Raw genomic sequence first — 16,995 nt, forward strand, 5'->3', positions numbered from 1 at the left:
TTACCCCCACGTTTCCGCACGTTTCGGGCAGGTTGCGCTGCGTTGTCGGCGCCGCATTGGTCATTCGGTCGGTGCGGGAGTGGGCATCGGGTTGCGCGGGAAATCGTTGCGATGGTTGGCGAAGTCGTCATCACTGATCGCCACCCAATCGCCGGCGAGGCAGGGGCCGTCGGTCTGGAAGTCCGTGTAGCCGTCTCCGAGGCTGATGTTGATCACGGTGCCATTGGGGGCGACAGCACGGAGGAGGTAGTCGTCGCGGAAGCGCTGACGGGTCGTCTCGTATCCCTGTGCCCGCCAGTGCTTCTCCAGTCGCGTCGCCGCCGAAGCCTGATCCTTCACCGCTTCGTGACGGTTGCGGACGCCGTGGTAGTAGTACCCCCGCCTGCGGTCGCATGCCGTCGCGATTAAGTTGTCCTGGTTCTGCCACTCGCCGCCGAGAAATGCCTCGATATCGTCCGATCGCGTCACCATGTCTGCGCGGGCCTGCGCAGGTGTCAACTTCACATCGAAACGCAGGTGCTGGGACGGAACGATGCCGGCGTCGTTGCAACCCGCCAGCGCAAACCCGGTGCTCATCAGGACAGCTGTGATCAACCAGCTTCGAAAAGATGTCGGCATCACTCGGGTCGTCCGCCTGTATTCGGGTCGGGGCGATTGCGGGGGAAGTCGTTGCGCTTGTTGGCGAAGTCGTCATCGCTGATCGCCTTCCAGTCGCCCACAAGGCACGGACCGTCCGTCTGGAACCAGGTCCGCTTTTCCTGGAGATGCAGCGTGATGTCCATCCCGTTCTCCGCGATGCCTCCGAGCATCACGGTCTCGCCCCAATCGGCGCGTGAGACGGCGTAGCCGCGCTCTTTCCACCACTCGGTCACACGCTTGGCCGCACCCTGGCGGTCGTCGACGGGCTCCAGTCGATTGCGTCCGCCGAAGTAGTGGTACCCCTGACGATCACTGCAGGCATCAGCCATGTAGTTGTCCTCATTCGACCATTCGCCTCCGAGCACGGATTGCAGTTCATCGGATCGGTTCGCGAGGTCGGCCCGTGCCTCCGCCGGCGTGAGCGTGACGTCGAACCGCAGCGATTGCTCTGGAACGATTCCGACTGTGCTGCACCCCAGCAGAGGTGCGGTCGCACCCAGGAGTAGAACGAGGATCGAAACGCGTCGTGCACGCCGGCCGGTCACGGAGTGGGCTCCCCTGGACCAGGCGTGGCAGTGGGGATCGGCTCGCGCGGGAAATCGTTGCGGTCGTTGGCGAGGTCATCGTCGCTGATCGCCATCCAATCGCCCACGAGACAGGGACCGTCCGCGTCAAACCATGTCCGCTCTTCGCCGAGGTGCAGCGTGATATCCATCCCGTTCTCCGCCATGCCTCCGAGCACCACGGTCTCCCCCCAATCGGCCCGCGAGACTGCATACCCCTGCTCTTTCCACCAGTCGACGACCCGCTCGGCTGCGCCCCGACGGTCCTCGACCGGCTCTGTGCGAACGCGGCCTCCGTAGTAGTAGAAGCCCCGGTCGTCGCTGCACCCGGAAGCGATGAAGTTGTCCTGGTTGGACCATTCGCCACCCAGCAGCGATTGCACATCGTCCGACCGATCCGCGAGGTCGGCCCGCGCTTCTGCGGGGGTGAGCTTGACGTCGAACCGTAGCGACTGCGATGGAACGATTCCCATTGAGGTGCACCCCATCAGCAGCATGACGGCCGCGGCGGCCGACGCGACCAGGGCGAACGATCGTCGACCGTTCATGCGACCGGCTCCGCTGTCGTCGCGCCGGGCGCGAGAACTCTCACCGCGGGGAGAGGGTCACCCGTTCCATGGATGATGCGTTCGATGTTCTCCATCGTCTCGGTCGGCCTTCCGAAGTACGTGTTCAGGTCGGCGCTCTCGCGCTTGCCGATCGCGTCGTGGCCCTTCACCGGCTCCAGGATCGTGCCGTCGGCAAGCGTCGCACCGTCGGAGCCGAACACGAACGCTCCGAAAGCGCTCTCGCTCGGATCGCGACGGCCCGTGAGCCTGCCGAGGTCCGCGACATCGTCGCGCATGGCCTCGGTCACGTAGACGCCGTGGGCGTGCAGATCACCGGAGGTGATCGCCGGATCGATACCGGCCGACGCCACGAGGATGACGTTGTCGACCCGGAGGTCCTGTTGGGCGAGTCCGTAGGTCGCGGTCGTTGTCCCGTATGAGTGCCCGACCACCGTCAGCTGGGTATCGAGCCCGGCCTGGTCGCGCACGGCGTTGTACCCGGAGAGAGCGGCGGCGAGGGCAGAACCCCCCGCCTGGGCGCGATCGCTGAAGAGGACATCGAGGTCGGGGAGCTTGGGGCTCTCGTATCCGAGGAAGACAACCGTGGCGCTGTCGGCGTTCCGGAAATTCAGATTGGCGGCAGCGCGAAGGTACCCTTCCGGGTCGAGCAGGCTCGAGTTCATGCCGGGGACGAGCCAGTTCGCCGTTGTCGCGGTGTCCAGCCGTCCGACCGCGATGGAGCCGAGCGGTGTCCCAGGCCGCGATACATCGAGCGCGATCAGGAGTTCCGGCGGGAGCAACCGCGGGCCGCGACCGTCCCGGTAGCGTCCGAAAAGGAACTCCAGCGCTGTCAGTCGGTCCTTCGCGGCCTGGAACGCTGTCGGGGTTCCGTGGGTGGCGGCCTCCCCCACAGCCGTCCTTGCTTCTTCGTAGAGGGCGCGCAGGCGGGAGACGTTCGCCGTGTCGCGGTCGGAGTACGGAACCCCTTCCAGGTTGCCGATCACGTCGGGGATGCGGTCGATGAGGGCGGCGCGCTGGGCGTTCGAGAGCGTCGCCCACCATCGCGCGATCGCAGGAGCTCCGAGCCGCGCGAGTTCGCCGGCGAGATCCGGGTGCCGGCCGAGGAAGGCGGCGAGTCTGCTGCCGGAGAGGGTCGAGAGGGAGGTCAGGAGGTCGCTGCCCGTCCCGAGGTCGAATCCCGCGGTCGACGATGCGAAGAGCGGGCGCGGTGCCGAGGCGGCAAGCTCGCGGACCGCTCGCACCGCCTCGCGCTCCGCCGCCTCCACCGCCCGAGTGGCGCCGTCGAGAATTCTGCGGGCCTCGACTTTGCGCGGAGACTCGAGCGACACGAGACGGCCGGCGAGCGGCTCCAGCAAGGGCGATGAATCGGGGGTCTGCGATCGCTCGGCGTCCTCCGCCTCCCGCCACATCACGAGAGCTCTCTCGGCTTCGGCCTGCGCCCATTCCAGACTGTGCGAGAAGACAGCGACGGCACTGCTCCCCCGGGCGAAGTCGTCCGATGCGCGCTGCACTCGCCGGCGAAGCTCGGTCGCCGCCTCGGCGAACGCATCCGCGGTCCTCCCCGACCAGCTCGCTCGCGCGACCGCTGCGCGCAGTGAGAGGTCGAGGCTGTCGTACTCGCCGCTTCGTCTGTCGAGCACGGCGGCCTCGGTTCGCACCGCGTCGAGGTCGCCTGGCACCAGATCCTGCGCCCGCGTGGCGCTTCGCAGCGGGCTCACGGAAAGGCGCTCTCGAGCGCGCGAAGGGTGCGGACCGCGTCGTCCTCGGTCGAGCGGAAATCGTCCGAGCTCGCCGTCAGACGGGAGCCGAGCTCGACCGCGTCGCCTGACACGGCATCGGCATGCCATTCCTCACGCACCGCGGCCAGCGCACCGTCGAGCGCCGGCCGTTCGATCGATCCAGCGGGAGCGAGTGGTGTCGCAGGCGGCTGTGCGAGTGCCGCGGCCGCGACGGCCAGCGATTCGAAGTCGAGTCGGATGCACGTAGTCATGCATCAAGTATCGTGATTTTATTCGGGTTTCATAATGTATTTTACAATATCGAGAGGAGTCGTGGTTTTGTGCGCGATCGACTGCGAACGCCACAATGGGCGGATGACCACTCCGATCTCCGGCACCCACTTCGGCCTGAGCGCCGGCGACTACCACGCGACGATCGCCTCCGTCGGCGCTTCGCTGCGCACGCTGGAGCACAAGGGACGCCCGCTCATCGTGCCGTTCGAGGCCGATGAAGTGCGACCGGCGTTCCGCGGCGCGACGCTCGCCCCGTGGCCGAACCGGGTGGTCGACGGCCGCTACACCTTCGAGGGCGTCGAGCAGCAGCTCCCGCTCACCGAACCCGGTCGTGGGCACGCGCTGCACGGTCTCGCCGCGTGGCTCGACTTCGTCGCAGTGGACCGTTCGAGCAGCAGCGTGACCTTCGCCGCGACGATCGAGGCACAGGCCGGGTACCCGCATCGCGTGGAGGTCTCCGTCACCTTCAGCCTCGACGAGGCCGGTCTGCGCACCACCGTCACCGCGACCAACACGGGCCCCACCGCGGCACCGTGGGGCACCGGACCACACCCGTATCTCGTCGCGGGCGAGGGACGCGTCGACGACTGGACCCTCAGCCTCCCCGCCGACGCGGTCCTGCCCGTCGACGAGGAGCGCCTCATCCCGTCCGACCTGGCGAACGTCGAGGTCGAGGGCGACGGCGTCTTCGACTTCCGCACGCCGCGACAGATCGGCGACACCTTCATCGACCACGCGTTCACGGGGCTGACCCGCGGCGCCGACGGCATCGCGACCGTGTCGCTCCGCACCGCCGACGGCTCGGGCGTCGAGATGGTGTGGGACGCCGCGTGCCCGTGGGTGCAGATCCACACCGCCGATCAGAGCGATCCGGCGCTGACCCGTCTGGGCCTGGCCGTCGAGCCGATGACCTGCCCGCCCGACGCCTTCAACTCCGGCACCGACCTGATCGTGCTGCAGCCCGGCGGGTCGTCGAGCGCCTCCTGGACCATCCGCGCGCTCGGGTAGTCGCACCCGGTTGAACGACAGAGCCCCGATTCTCGGCGCGAACGCACGCAGGATCGGGGCTCTCGCCATGTCGCGGCTCAGTACGAGTAACTCGAGTAGCCCGACGCGTCCGTGAGCGCGACGCCGATGATCGCGATGATCACGACGAAGGCGATGAACGCGATGTAGAGGTAGCCGAGCACGAGACCGGCGATGGCGAGGCCATTGCCCTTCTCGCCTGTGCGCTTGATCTGGCTGAGTGCGATGTGACCGCAGATCACACCCGCGAGCGGGAAGACGAAGGCGCCGACGAGCGCGATGATCGCGAGGACGTTCGTCCCGCTCTTCTGCGCGGGATACGGAGCGTACGAAGCGGGAGCGGGAGGCGCGGGCGGATACGCGTTCGGGATCTGGTCGGTCATGGCGAGGGTCTCCGATCGGAGGTTGTGGGAAGGGGTGGCGCAGGAGGGAGAAGGGGAGGTGGAGCGGTCAGTTCTGGGAGACGCTGTCGGCGAGGATGCCGGCGGGCTGCAGCACCCCGGCGATGGCGTTGGCGGTCTGCTGGAAGGCGGAGTCCGTCCTCGCGGCCCCGATCGCACCGCCCTTCAGCGCGCCTCCCGCCAGATTGCGGTTGAGGCGGGCGACCAGTCGGCCGTGCTCGTCGACCATGAAGTCGACGAGGAACGACATCTGGAAGTTCTTGCCCGCCCAGGCACCGAGCAGGATGGTGGCCGCACCGCTGCCGCGCTTGGCCAGCAGCCCGCCGGCCGGCGTGGTGGAGACGGTGAACCCTTCGGCGTGAAGGGCGGAGGCGACCAGCTGCTTCGCAGCCTCATGGTCACCGAGCAGAAAGAAGTCGTGGGCGGACGCCATGGCTGTTCCTCAGTGGGGGAAGGGGAGGGAAGGGGGAGGGATGTCGACCGTCGCCGGTCTCCTTCGACCGTAGAGGCATCCCCCGCCGCTGCCGTGGGCGAGCTCCCGAGTTGCGTACCGGACGCCGCGGAAGGAGTATCCGGAGCCGAGGCGGCTCAGTACCCGTCTGAGAACAGGACCTGGAAGATCTGCCCGAGCGGACCTTCCAGTTCATCCATCCCGGCCGAGGCGACCGGCTCGACCGCCGCGGACGTCCGGAACATGACGACCCCGAGCATCGTCGCGATCGCGAGCTGCGCACGCAGCAGGATGGGCGCGGTCGCGGGGTCGTCCGCCCTCCAGCCGGCGACGCCTGCGAGGCTCTCGGTGAACTGCTCGAGGGTCCGGCGCCGGATCCGATCCGCGTTCTCGTCACCGGAGGAGCGCAGGAGCAGGAGCAGCTGCAGCGGGTCGTCCCCATCGGGAGTGTTGACGACGTGGGCGATGAGGCGCGCGATGTCGACTCCGGGCGACGTCGCGGGGGTCCGCGCATCCAGTTCGCTCGAAGTCCGTCGCATGCAGGCCTCGAACAGCCCCTCCTTCGACTCGAAGTAGCGGTTGATCAGCGCGACGTTCACCCCCGCGTCCGCCGCGATCTGGCGCACGGTCGTGGCCCGGTAGCCGTCGGTCGCGAACCGGCGGCGTGCCGCTTGCACCAGGGCGAGACGGGTCGCCGTCGCATCGCGGGACGGGCGCGGGTGCACGTCGCCCTCCTCCCGGGCGTCGGGGGCGACGGACCCGGGATCGTGCGGCGTGTGGTGGGTCATTTCTCTTCCTCCACGGCCAACCTATCCGGTTCGACGCCATGTATACAGATGTTGACATAGCGGGATACACCGTGGATACTCGATAAGTCAGCATTTGTTTACATATCGAGGAGCCCCATGTCCGACACCCTTCCGAGCACCTCAACAGGCTCGGTTCCGTCTTCGCGAGGCGGACGCTCGCGCGGAACCGCGATCGTCCTCTTCCTCTCGCTCGGCGGCCTCTCGTTCGCGGTCCTGCAGTCGCTCGTCGCACCCGCCCTCGGCACCATCGGCAAGGACCTGGGCGTCGCGACGACCGACGCGAGCTGGGTGCTGACGGCCTATCTGCTGTCCGCCGCGGTGCTGACTCCGATCCTCGGACGCCTGGGCGACATGGTCGGCAAGCGCAAGGTGATCATCGTGGTCCTGGTGCTGCTCCTCGCGGGGACGGTCCTCGCCGCGCTCGCACCGAACCTCGGCGTGCTCATCATCGGCCGCATCCTCCAGGGAGCCGCCGGAGCGGTCATGCCGCTGTCGATCGGCATCGTGCGCGACGAGCTGCCGAAGGAGCGCGTCAGCGTGACCATCGGCCTGCTCTCCGCGATCTTCGGCATCGGCGCCGGCGTCGGCATCGTGGCGGCCGGTCCGATCGTGGACGCGCTCTCGTGGCACTGGCTCTTCTGGTTCCCGGCGATCCTGGTCGTCATCGCACTCCTCGGCGCGATCTTCGGCATCCCGGAGTCGCCGGTGCGCACGCCGGGTCGTCTCGACTGGATCGGGACCATCATCCTCTCGATCGGCCTGGTGGCCGTGCTCCTGGCCGTCAGCGAGGGCGAGAAGTGGGGCTGGGGCGACGGCAAGACGATCGGCCTCCTCATCCTCGGCGGGATCGCGCTGATCGTCTTCGTCTTCGTCGAGCTCCGTGTGAAAGAGCCGCTGATCGACATGCGCCTCTTCCGCCACCGCGGCGTGTGGACCTCCCACATCGTCGCCCTCGCGTTCGGTTTCGCGATGTTCGGCACCTTCATCCTCGTTCCCACCCTCCTCCAGCTGCCCACCGTGCTCGGCTACGGGTTCGGCAAGTCCGTCAGCGACTCCGGCCTCTACCTGCTCCCGACCGTCGTCGCGATGGTCATCGCGGGCGTCGTCGCCGGTGTCCTGATCCGCAAGATCGGCCCGAAGATCCCCATGATCATCGGCGGGGTGGCGGTCGCCGTCGCCTTCCTCATCCCGGCGCTCGGGCACAGCGAGGAGTGGCAGATCATCGTCTCCGGCATCCTCACCGGCCTCGGCATCGGGATGGCGCTCGCCGCGATCTCGAATGCGATCGTCGAGAGTGTTCCCGCCGCCCAGACCGGCGAGGCGATCAGCGCGAACACGGTGATCCGGACCGTTGGAAGCAGCATCGGCACCGCCGTCATCGCCGCGCTCATCTCCTCGAACGTCACGCCGCAGGGCGCCCCCACCGATGACGCCTTCACCATCGGGTTCTGGGTGTCCGCGGGCGTCGGAGCACTCGCGATCGTCGCGGCGCTGGCCGCCCCGTCGCTCCGTGCGCGTCGTCGCGAGGCCGAGGCGGCCGGCGTCGACGACTTCTCCGAGCTCGAGCACGCCGCGAAGTAAGGTCGGGCGCCGGCGGCCGGAGAGGTCACCTCCGAATTCACTATTCGGTCACGAGACGGGCCGGAGCAGGATGGAGGTGCCCGGCCGCCGAGACGCCGGGGGCGGAACGAGAGAACGGATGGGATCCATGTGCACACGAGTTGTCTGGCCGGACGCCAACGGATCGGTGATCGTCGGGCGGAACATGGACTTTCACATGGATCTCCTGACGAACCTCTGGAAGCTGCCGCGCGGTATCGAGCGGTCGGACGGCGCCAACGGCGCACTCACCTGGACGGCGAAGTACGGCAGCGTCGTCGCGACGGCCTTCGACCTCATCGCGACCGACGGCATGAACGAGGAGGGCTTCGCCGGCCACATCCTGTGGCTCACGGAGTCGGACTACGGCAAACCGGACGCCGACGCCACCCAGCTGAGCCAGGCCGTCTGGCTGCAGTACTACCTCGACAACTTCGCGACGGTCGCCGAAGCCGTCGAGTGGACGAACACTTCGCAGGTCGGGATCGCACAGCTCTTCGATCCCACCGGACACCTGGTGCCGACGCTCCATCTCGCCATCAACGACGCCACCGGCGACTCGGCGATCATCGAGTACACCGACGGCAAGCCGAAGGTCTACCACAGCCGTGACTACCAGGTCATGACCAACTCCCCCACGTTCGACCAGCAGCTCGAGCTGGTGAAGCAGGTCGACGGCCTCGGCGGGGACAAGCCGCTGCCCGGATCGACGCTCGCGAGCGATCGCTTCGCACGCGCCTCGTACTACGTCGCCCACCAGGTGCAGCCGAAGACGCAGATCGATGCGATGTCGGCCATGTTCAGCATCATCCGCAACGCCGCGCAGCCGTTCCGCACCCCGGAGCCGGGCAAGCCCGACGCGTCGCAGACGATCTGGCAGGTCGTGCTCGACCTCACCAACAGGCGCTACGCGTTCGAGTCGACGACGCGCCCGAACATCGTCTGGGTCGATTTCGACAAGGTCAGCTTCGCCGAGGGGACGAAGGTGCTGAAGCTCGACCTGGTGGGTCGGCTCGCCCTGCAAGGCGGCCTCACCGGCGACGCCAGCCACAAGTTCGCCGACCCGGGCGAGCTGACGCAGGACGCCCTCGCGGTCGGCCTCGACGCCCTCGAGTTCGTGGCGCGGAAGCAGGACGAGTTCGCTGTCATCCAGAAGGCCGTCCAGGATCTGGTCGGCACGCGTACGGCGGCGTAGACGCGTAAGGGGAGCGTGCGGCCATCCACGAATGGCCGCACGCCGTCGTGGGTCAGGAGGCCGCAGGGGCTCCCGAAGTGGCGAGCGACGCGCTGACCGCGGCGGCCGTCTCGCGGCCGACGCGGATCGCGCCGTCCACGTGCTGGTAGCCGCGGCCGGCCATGTCGCTGCACGAGAAGTGCACCGGGCCGACGGGGGTGCGCAGGTCGGAGCCGTAGCGGGCGAGGCCGCCCATGTCGAAGCTGGCGGCGTAGGCGCCGCGCGTCCACTCCTCGCTGCCCCAGTCGCTCTCGTAGTAGACGACCGGGCTGAGCGCCTTCTCGCCGTAGTAGTGCGACAGCGACTCGAGGATGCGCGCCTTGCGCTCCTCGGGCGTGAGCCGGAAGACGTCGTCGGCGGTCTCGTCCGAGACGAAGCCGACGAGCGTGCCGCGCGGGTCGCCGTCGTAGCTGTTGTCGTACGCCTCGTGCACGAGCTCGTAGGGGCTGAACGCCGTGCCCGAGAGCCCTTCCTCTCGCCAGAACGGGGTCTCGTAGACCGCGTGCACCTTGATCACGAAGCCCATCGACAGGTGCTGGTGCATCTGCTGCTGGCGGCGCGGGAGCGGCGGCTCGTACGAGATCCGGCTGATCAGCACCGGCGGCACGGCCAGGATGACGCGGCGTGCGCGCACCTCCACGCCGTCGGCGATCGCGGTCACGCCCTCGTCGCTCCAGCGCAGGGTGCGCACCGGTGCGTTCAGGAAGACGTCGTCGCCGAGACGCTCGGCGAGCAGCAGCGGCACCTGCTGAAGGCCGCCCTTCACGCGCTTGTCCAGGATGAAGTCGGCATCGACGAGGTGCGAGAAGCTTCCTGCACTCGCCGCCATGAGCAGCGCCTGCAGCGCGGAGAACGCGTGCGCGGGCTTGGTCAGCATGGCGCCGGCGATGAACATGCCGATGTTGCGCCGCGCCTCCTCGTCCTCGGTCTGCGTCTCCAGCCAACGGCGGAACGAGATCTCGTCGAGCTCCTTCGCCTGCGGGTGGTCCCACGGCCGGTCCGGGTCGATCTCGGCGACGAGGGCGTCGAGCCGGTCGATGAGGCTGACGATCTCGCGCTCGGTGGTCGGCGCGACCGGGAAGATCTCGCCCTCGAAGGTGCGGCGCTCGCCGCCTTCGCCGAGGTAGACGTTGATGCCCTCGCGGTAGCGGGAGTACGTCTCGAGTCCGAGCTCCTCCAGGGTCTCGATGAGGGCGTCCTGGTCGGGCGAGACCCATTGGCCGCCGATCTCGAGGGTCGCGCCGTCGATGTCCTCGGTCCACAGCCGGCCGCCGACGCGGTCGCGGGCTTCGAGAACGGCGACGGACAGGCCCGCCTTCTTCAGGTCGGTCGCGGCCGTCAGGCCGGACGCACCAGCGCCGATGATGACGACGTCACGTTCGATGCTGCTCATGGGTATCACTCCTCGATCAGGTCACGGCGATGCTAGGCGGGGCGATCGGCACCCCGAGTGTACGGACTGTCGAATGCCGGGAGCATCCATCGACACCCTGGCACTGTCATGCCCGTTCGGCCGCACGCCGCGGGGTGTCGTCGCGCAACAGGCGGGCCGGAGGCACGATCGCGCTCTGGAGACGGCGGACGACCTCCAGGTAGTCCGCGGTCCAGATGACCCGCACCGCCGTGCCCATCGCGTCGGCCGAGCCGGACTCCAGATCGTCGCGCACGGCGCCGGCGAGCCGGGCGGGTGCCGACGCGTCCTTCGATGCCGGCTGCGGGAGCGGTTCCCGGTCGGCCAGCTGATCGGCGAGCTCCCCGTACCAGCTCTGGAGCCTCTCGACCGCGGCACCGAGCACCCGGCTCGCCTCGGCCGTGCCGTCGCCGGCGACCGCCTGGCTGTCCCACAGCTCCTGGATCGCGTCACCGGCGAGGCGCACGCCGGCGACGCCCGTGACCGAGGCCGACACCTCGGCGAGCGGACGCCGCTTGGTCCCGCGCTCGGCGAGGTAGGTGCGGAAGGCGTCGTCGAGGCGCCGGGATGCGGCCGCCGCCCGCAGCGACTGCGTCCGCGCGTCCGCCACCGGCGCCCGCCCGGGCTCCCCCGTTCCGACGCCGGACTCGACGGCGGCACGCAGGTACCCCATCCCTTCGCGGTACGCGTCGGCGAGGGCGCTGCGCAGGGCAGCGGAGGCGCCGCGCGGCCAGAAGAGCACTCCGACGACCAGGCTGACCGCGCAGCCCAGCGCGACGTCTTCGATGCGGGAGAGCCCGACGCTCCACCCGGTCGGCGCGATGATGTTGAACAGCAGGACGATCACGATCGTGAACGCCGCCTGCCCCGCCAGGAACGAGATCGCCGCCGGGGCCACGCCCGCCAGCAGCACCGCGACGGGCAGGACGATCCAGAGGACGACGGGGTCGCCGCCGATCACGAACAGTGCGGCGGCGCCGACGATCACGCCGACGACCGTCCCGAGCACGCCGCGAAGCGCCGTCTGCCCCGTGCTCAGGGCGTTCGACCGGAGGACGGAGAGCGTCCCGAGCACGACCCAGAAGGAATGCTCGACGCCGGTGAGCTTCGCCAGCAGCACGGCGAGTCCCAGGCCGATCGCACCACGGATGCTGTTGCGCAGCCAGACCGAGTTCCAGCCGACGAACCCGCTCGCGCGCTCCACGGCGGCCGCGAGGGGGCCCGGGAGGGTTCCCGGCTGACGGCCGAGCATCCGCTGCCACCACGTCCTCCGTTCCGCGCGCGCGGTGAGGGAGATGTTGCCGGCGACCGTGGCGACGGCGTAGGCGAGCTCCTGCGCCCGGAAGCCGGGGTCGAGCGCCGTGATCATCCACTCGCCGTGACCGTCGGCTCCGGCCGCGCCGTCGGGAAGATCCGCGCCGCGCGACGGCGGCCGGGTCAGCATCGCCGATTCGACGGCAGCGCGGGCCTCGGCGAGCCGGCGCAGCGCAGCCTCCAATGCGGCGGGGTCACCCGCGTGCTCCGCCAGCACGATCGCGCTCTCGTCGAGCACATCGGCGGCGGCGTTCTTCACCGTCCACGCCGCCTCATGGATCGGCTCGGGCGCCGTCGACGGAACCTGGCCCAGACGGTCGAACTGGGCGATGACGGCGTTCAGCCAGGTGAGCTCGTCGACGAGCCGCACGATCGTCCGCGCCGGGGTGCTGAGGCCTGTCGGCCGATACGGCGTGACGAGGAACGCCCGGTGCAACACGGCGACCGCCTCATCTCCGCGCGCCCTGGTGCGGTCTCGCTCGTCCAGCAGCTCAGGGTCCGCCCCGCTGAGCAGGTAGGCCGTCTCGGCGCGCAGACGCTCGGCGAGCGCGCGGCAGGCGTCGCCCGCGGGTCCGCGCAGCGGTTCGCGCGTCGGCGCCGGCCACAGCAGCGTGATCGCCACGACGCTCACCACGGCGGCGATCCCCCAGCCGAGAAGCCGCGGGCCGAGGGAGTCGAGCGAGCCGGGCAGCATCACCGGGAGGATGAACGCGAGGAGCAGGGAGGTGCCCGCCGACGCCGTCACCGAGCTCACCGCCCCGGCGAAGAGGACCACGAGGGCGATGACCGTCATCGCGATCGCCGACAGCCACAGCGGGTCCGACGTCAGCGTCCCGAGACAGACGAGTACGGCGCCGGCCACGGCGAGCGCGACCTGGGCCTGCACCCGTTCCCGCAGCGGACCACCGAAGTCGACGAAGAGCAGCATCGCGAACGTGCCGAACGCTCCGAAGAGCGCGACGTCCGCACTCCCGAGCACCTGGCCGCCCAGCAGGAACAGCAGCGGCATGACGATGGCGGCCCGCCCCGCACGGCGCAGGGCACCGAAGCCCGGATCGCGCCGGCGGAGCCAGGTCGCGGCACGCGCGGCCCGGCCCGGCTCGCGCTCCGCCGTTGCGTCGTCTGCCACCCTCGGAGGGTATCGCCGTGCGGGCGGCCGCGGCACCCCGGGTTCGGGATGCCGCCCGACCCGCCCGTTCCCCGTCCGTTCACCGTCGCTTTCCTTCCGGTACCGGCAGCATCGATAGCGTCCGGTCTCATGAGACCTCACCTCTCCCGCGCCGTCGCGGTCCTCGCCGCGACCGCCGCAGCCGGCGCCCTCGTCGTCGCGCTGCCGACCGCGGCGAGCGCCGCAGACGCCCCCTCCGTCCGGATCACCGAGTGGATGTACAACCCGCTCGCCTCGTCCGGAGAGTTCTTCGAGATCACCAACCTCGGTTCGGCTCCGGTCAGCCTCGCCGGATGGTCGTTCGACGACGACAGCCGTGCGCCGGGCACCGTCCCGCTGGACAGCCTCGGCACCCTCGCCGTCGGCGAGTCCGCGATCGTCACGGAGTCGACGGATGCGGTGTTCCGCAGCGAGTGGGCGCTCGGCGCCGACGTGAAGATCCTCGCGGGCAACACCACGAGCCTGGGCCGCGCGGACGAGATCAACATCTTCGACGGATCGGACCCGGTCGCGAACCTCGTGGACAGCCTCACCTACAACGACCAGGGCGCAGGAACGGCGAAGGGGCCGCGCACGCAGGGCGTCTCGGGTGTTCCGAAGACGGATGCCGCGCTCGGGGCGAACGACGCCTCGCAGTGGCAGCTCTCCGCCGTGGGCGACTCCGAGTCGTCGTGGGCGTCGACCGCGGGCGACATCGGTTCGCCGGGCACGAGCCGCTTCGCACCGGCCGATGGCGGGACGACCCCCGACTGGGCGAGCATCCGCATCAACGAGGTCTCGTCCGACAACGGCGCGACCCCGGTCGGCGACGCGATCGAGCTGGTCAACACGGGCTCGGCCGACGTGAGCATCGCAGGGTGGCTGCAGATCGACAGCGGCGCCGCGAGCGCTGCGACGACCTTCTCGGCGAAGCTGGCCGACGGGACCGCGACCACGGTCGTCCCCGCTCACGGCTACGTCTACTTCTCCTCGACCAAGGGCCTCGGCAGCGGCGGCGACAGCGTGAAGCTGTACCTCCCGGACGGCGCGAACGGCACCGCCGGAACCCTCGTGGACTCGGTCGACTACACCGCCGGCGAGGCCGGCACCGACGAGGGCAACAACTTCGGTGCGGGCGCCTTCGCGCGCTGCCCCGACGGCTCCGGCGCGTTCGTCTCGGTGAAGGACAAGAGCTTCGGCGCGTCGAACGCAGGCGCGTGCGCGACGCCCCTCACCAACCCGGCCGACGGCGGCAACGGGGGCACCCCGACGCTGAACTGCCAGCCGGAGGCACCCTCGGGCACCGGCACCCTCCCCGCGACGGCGCTGACCCCCGCCGCCTGGCCGGGCAGCGCGGACGTGACCGTCTCGGACAAACAGTGCGCCTGGACGACCACGACCGGCCCCGAAGGCCGTGACGTCAGCGGCCTGGTCTTCGACCCAACGAACGCGAACGTGCTCTACAGCGTCAAGAACAAGAGCTGGGTCTTCCGGATGGTGAAGCAGGACGGCCTCTGGGTCGCCGACACCACCAACGGCTGGGGCGCCGGAAAGCAGATCTTCTTCCCGGGCAGCACCGACACCGCGACCAACCAGCCCGACTCCGAAGGCCTGACGGTCGGCCCGGACGGCGCGCTCTACGTCACGACCGAGCGCAACAACGCGGCGAACACCATCCCGCTCAACTCCATCCTCCGCATCGATCCGACCCAGCCGGGCACCCAGCTGGTCGCGACCGCCCAGTGGGACCTGACCGCGGAGTTCCCCGAGCTGCACGCGGGCAACAAGACCGAGGCGAACCTCGGGTTCGAGGGCGTCACCTTCGTGCCCGACAGCTACCTGACCGGCAACGGCTTCGTCGACCAGTCGACGGGGGCGACCTACAAGCCGGCCGACTACCCGAAGCACGGCACCGGGCTCTACTTCGCGGCGCTCGAGAACGACGGCAAGCTGTACGCCTACGCGCTCAACTCCGACGGCACCTTCCACCGCGTGTCCGTGGTCGACACGGGCATGGGCCACGTCATGGACGTCGCCTTCGATGCGGACGCACAGCGGATCTGGGCACTGTGCGACAACACCTGCGGCGTCGTCTCGACCGTCCTCAAGGTGAGCAGCACCGGCTCCATCGTTCCCGAGGTCGCGTACGACAAGCCGGCCGGCCTGCCCGTCGACAACCTGGAGGGCTTCGCCCTGGCGCCGAGCTCGACCTGCGTCGACGGCACCAAGGAGGCGGTCTGGTCGGACGACGGCGTGTACGGAACCGGCACGGGCAGCGCCGGTGAGGGCCACGCGCTCTACAGCGGCCGGATCTCCTGCGACCTGAAGCTCGGCGAGCAGGGCGTCCCGCCGGTGCAGGTCCCGGTTCCCGCGCTCACGCTCTCCGCGGGCACCGGCACGGTCGGCGACCGCATCACCGTCACCGGCTCCAATGTCACCCCCGGCACCGTCGTCAGCTTCGTGTTCAACTCGACGCCGGTCCTGCTCGGGACGGCGACGAGCGACGCGAACGGGTCGCTGAGCTTCAGCTTCGCCGTGCCGAACGTCGCCGCGGGCGCCCACACGATCACGGCGTCGATCGACGGCACCGTGGTCGCCTCCACCCCGTTCACGATCGTCGCCGCCTCCGGTGGGGCGACCACGGTCGCCGCCACGGGCGGCTCGGGGACGTCGGCACTGGCCTCGACCGGCTCCGACCTGAGCGGCTCGGCCGTTCTCGCCGCCCTGGCCCTGCTGCTGGCGGGTGCCGGGATGCTGATCCGCCGCCGCACGCGCGCGCAGACGACCGGGGCGTAACGCCCCGGTCAGACGGCCCCTGCGCCGATGGCCTCTGCGCCGATGGCCCCCGCGCTGAGGCGCGGGGGCCATCCGTCGTGGCCGCGACACCCTCGAGCGCTTCCCGTCAATGCCTCCCGGCGCGGGATTCCGCGTCGTACCGTCGCCGCATGCCCACATACACCGCGACCCGGCCGCTCGAGGGCGATGCCGACGAGTACTTCGACTACATCTCCGACCCGGAGAACCTCCCCGACTACTTCCCGCGCATGACGGCGGCCCATGAGCTCCCTGACGGCAAGGTCGAGACGACGGCGCACGTCGACGCCGACCGCGACGGCGTCGACGAGACCGTCACCACCGAGGCGGCCTTCGACGTCGACCGCGCGGCCCGCCGGATCACCTGGTCGGCTCCCGGCCCCCACGACTATCACGGCTCGCTCCGGCTGACGGACGACGGCGTGGAGCTGACCATCCACACCACGTCCCAGTTCCCCGGCATGCAGGAGGCCCTCGACGGCTCTCTCGCGTCGATCGCCGAGAACCTGGCGTCGAGGGCGTGACCGTATTGCGGACGCTTTCCGGCCTGAATCCCGCCTAGCGTCGGAGACGGGCCCGATCACGGACCCGTCTCGACCAGAAGGGATCCGACACCATGGATCTGGCAGCCACCCGCATCTTCACCGACGACGTCGACGGGATGGTCGCGTTCTACGAACGCGTGACCGGCATCGCCGCCGATCGCATCCATCCGCTCTTCGCCGAGCTGGTGACGCCGTCGGGCAAGCTGGCCATCGCGAGCACCCGCACCGTCGCCGCCATGGGAGACAGCGGGATGCGCGCGAAGGCCAACCATTCGGTGTGCCTGGACTTCCGGGTCGACGATGTGGACGCGGCCTACCGCGACCTGAAGGGATCCGTCGACATCGTGCTGGCGCCGGCCGACATGCCGTGGGGCAACCGCTCACTCCTGGTCACGGACCCCGACGGCAACCTCGTCAACTTCTTCGCGCCGCTCCCGGCGCACTGATCGGCCGAAATCCGG

At 69.7% G+C, this 16,995-nt stretch carries 16 protein-coding genes; 6 read left to right on the forward strand and 10 right to left on the reverse strand.

Features of this window, described 5'->3' with window-relative positions; all coding sequences use genetic code 11:
• Nucleotides 1-60 precede the first annotated feature (60 nt).
• From ACFVU2_RS01350 to ACFVU2_RS01370, 5 genes are read right to left on the reverse strand one after another with little or no spacing between them, the layout of a single operon-like run.
• Nucleotides 61-576 (reverse strand): hypothetical protein, encoded by a 516-nt coding sequence (locus ACFVU2_RS01350; RefSeq protein ID WP_387870071.1) that lies wholly within the window; start codon nt 574-576, stop codon nt 61-63.
• A 41-nt stretch (nt 577-617) separates the two neighbouring features.
• Nucleotides 618-1,184, reverse strand: coding sequence for a hypothetical protein (locus ACFVU2_RS01355; protein WP_387870072.1), 567 nt, complete (start codon nt 1,182-1,184; stop codon nt 618-620).
• Nucleotides 1,181-1,750 (reverse strand): hypothetical protein, encoded by a 570-nt coding sequence (locus ACFVU2_RS01360; RefSeq protein ID WP_387870074.1) that lies wholly within the window; start codon nt 1,748-1,750, stop codon nt 1,181-1,183. Before ACFVU2_RS01360 ends, ACFVU2_RS01355 begins: the two co-directional genes overlap by 4 nt.
• On the reverse strand, nt 1,747-3,489 hold the full coding sequence (locus ACFVU2_RS01365; protein WP_387870076.1) for an alpha/beta fold hydrolase: 1,743 nt from the start codon (nt 3,487-3,489) through the stop codon (nt 1,747-1,749). The genes ACFVU2_RS01360 and ACFVU2_RS01365 overlap by 4 nt, the downstream gene beginning before the upstream one ends.
• Nucleotides 3,486-3,761, reverse strand: a complete 276-nt coding sequence (locus ACFVU2_RS01370) for a hypothetical protein (protein ID WP_387870078.1) — start codon at nt 3,759-3,761, stop codon at nt 3,486-3,488. Before ACFVU2_RS01370 ends, ACFVU2_RS01365 begins: the two co-directional genes overlap by 4 nt.
• 103 nt (nt 3,762-3,864) lie before the next feature.
• Here ACFVU2_RS01370 and ACFVU2_RS01375 point away from each other — a divergent pair, with 103 nt between their 5' ends.
• Nucleotides 3,865-4,791, forward strand: coding sequence for an aldose 1-epimerase family protein (locus tag ACFVU2_RS01375; protein WP_387870080.1), 927 nt, complete (start codon nt 3,865-3,867; stop codon nt 4,789-4,791).
• Between the two features lie 77 nt (nt 4,792-4,868).
• On the opposite strand, the gene ACFVU2_RS01380 is transcribed toward ACFVU2_RS01375, so the two are convergent.
• The 3 genes from ACFVU2_RS01380 to ACFVU2_RS01390 all read right to left on the reverse strand — a co-directional run bounded on the left by ACFVU2_RS01380 (nt 4,869) and on the right by ACFVU2_RS01390 (nt 6,449).
• Nucleotides 4,869-5,192, reverse strand: coding sequence for a DUF4190 domain-containing protein (locus ACFVU2_RS01380; RefSeq protein WP_387870082.1), 324 nt, complete (start codon nt 5,190-5,192; stop codon nt 4,869-4,871).
• A 67-nt stretch (nt 5,193-5,259) separates the two neighbouring features.
• Nucleotides 5,260-5,643 (reverse strand): hypothetical protein, encoded by a 384-nt coding sequence (locus ACFVU2_RS01385; protein WP_387870084.1) that lies wholly within the window; start codon nt 5,641-5,643, stop codon nt 5,260-5,262.
• A 155-nt stretch (nt 5,644-5,798) separates the two neighbouring features.
• Complete coding sequence (locus ACFVU2_RS01390; RefSeq protein WP_387870086.1) at nt 5,799-6,449, reverse strand: TetR/AcrR family transcriptional regulator; 651 nt, start codon at nt 6,447-6,449, stop codon at nt 5,799-5,801.
• Between the two features lie 117 nt (nt 6,450-6,566).
• Between ACFVU2_RS01390 and ACFVU2_RS01395 the strand changes: the two genes are divergently transcribed.
• Both ACFVU2_RS01395 and ACFVU2_RS01400 read left to right on the forward strand, forming a co-directional pair.
• A complete protein-coding gene (locus ACFVU2_RS01395; RefSeq protein WP_387870088.1) occupies nt 6,567-8,051 on the forward strand; it encodes an MFS transporter in 1,485 nt (494 codons plus the stop codon).
• Between the two features lie 127 nt (nt 8,052-8,178).
• A complete protein-coding gene (locus tag ACFVU2_RS01400; RefSeq protein WP_387870090.1) occupies nt 8,179-9,264 on the forward strand; it encodes a linear amide C-N hydrolase in 1,086 nt (361 codons plus the stop codon).
• A 52-nt stretch (nt 9,265-9,316) separates the two neighbouring features.
• Here ACFVU2_RS01400 and ACFVU2_RS01405 read toward each other — a convergent pair whose 3' ends face one another.
• Both ACFVU2_RS01405 and ACFVU2_RS01410 read right to left on the reverse strand, forming a co-directional pair.
• On the reverse strand, nt 9,317-10,696 hold the full coding sequence (locus ACFVU2_RS01405; protein WP_387870092.1) for a flavin monoamine oxidase family protein: 1,380 nt from the start codon (nt 10,694-10,696) through the stop codon (nt 9,317-9,319).
• Nucleotides 10,697-10,802: 106 nt separating this feature from the next.
• Nucleotides 10,803-13,157: an FUSC family protein gene (locus ACFVU2_RS01410; protein ID WP_387870093.1), complete on the reverse strand. Its 2,355-nt coding sequence runs from the start codon at nt 13,155-13,157 to the stop codon at nt 10,803-10,805.
• 129 nt (nt 13,158-13,286) lie between these two features.
• On the opposite strand from ACFVU2_RS01410, the gene ACFVU2_RS01415 reads away from it, so the two are divergent.
• The 3 genes from ACFVU2_RS01415 to ACFVU2_RS01425 all read left to right on the forward strand — a co-directional run bounded on the left by ACFVU2_RS01415 (nt 13,287) and on the right by ACFVU2_RS01425 (nt 16,980).
• Complete coding sequence (locus ACFVU2_RS01415; RefSeq protein WP_387870095.1) at nt 13,287-15,971, forward strand: lamin tail domain-containing protein; 2,685 nt, start codon at nt 13,287-13,289, stop codon at nt 15,969-15,971.
• Between the two features lie 149 nt (nt 15,972-16,120).
• Nucleotides 16,121-16,513 (forward strand): SRPBCC family protein, encoded by a 393-nt coding sequence (locus tag ACFVU2_RS01420; protein ID WP_387870097.1) that lies wholly within the window; start codon nt 16,121-16,123, stop codon nt 16,511-16,513.
• A gap of 92 nt (nt 16,514-16,605) precedes the next feature.
• A complete protein-coding gene (locus ACFVU2_RS01425) occupies nt 16,606-16,980 on the forward strand; it encodes a VOC family protein (protein ID WP_387870099.1) in 375 nt (124 codons plus the stop codon).
• The last annotated feature ends 15 nt before the right edge of the window (nt 16,981-16,995 follow it).

This window comes from Leifsonia sp. NPDC058194, assembly GCF_042883605.1.
In the GTDB taxonomy this organism is placed as follows: Bacteria; Actinomycetota; Actinomycetes; order Actinomycetales; family Microbacteriaceae; genus Leifsonia.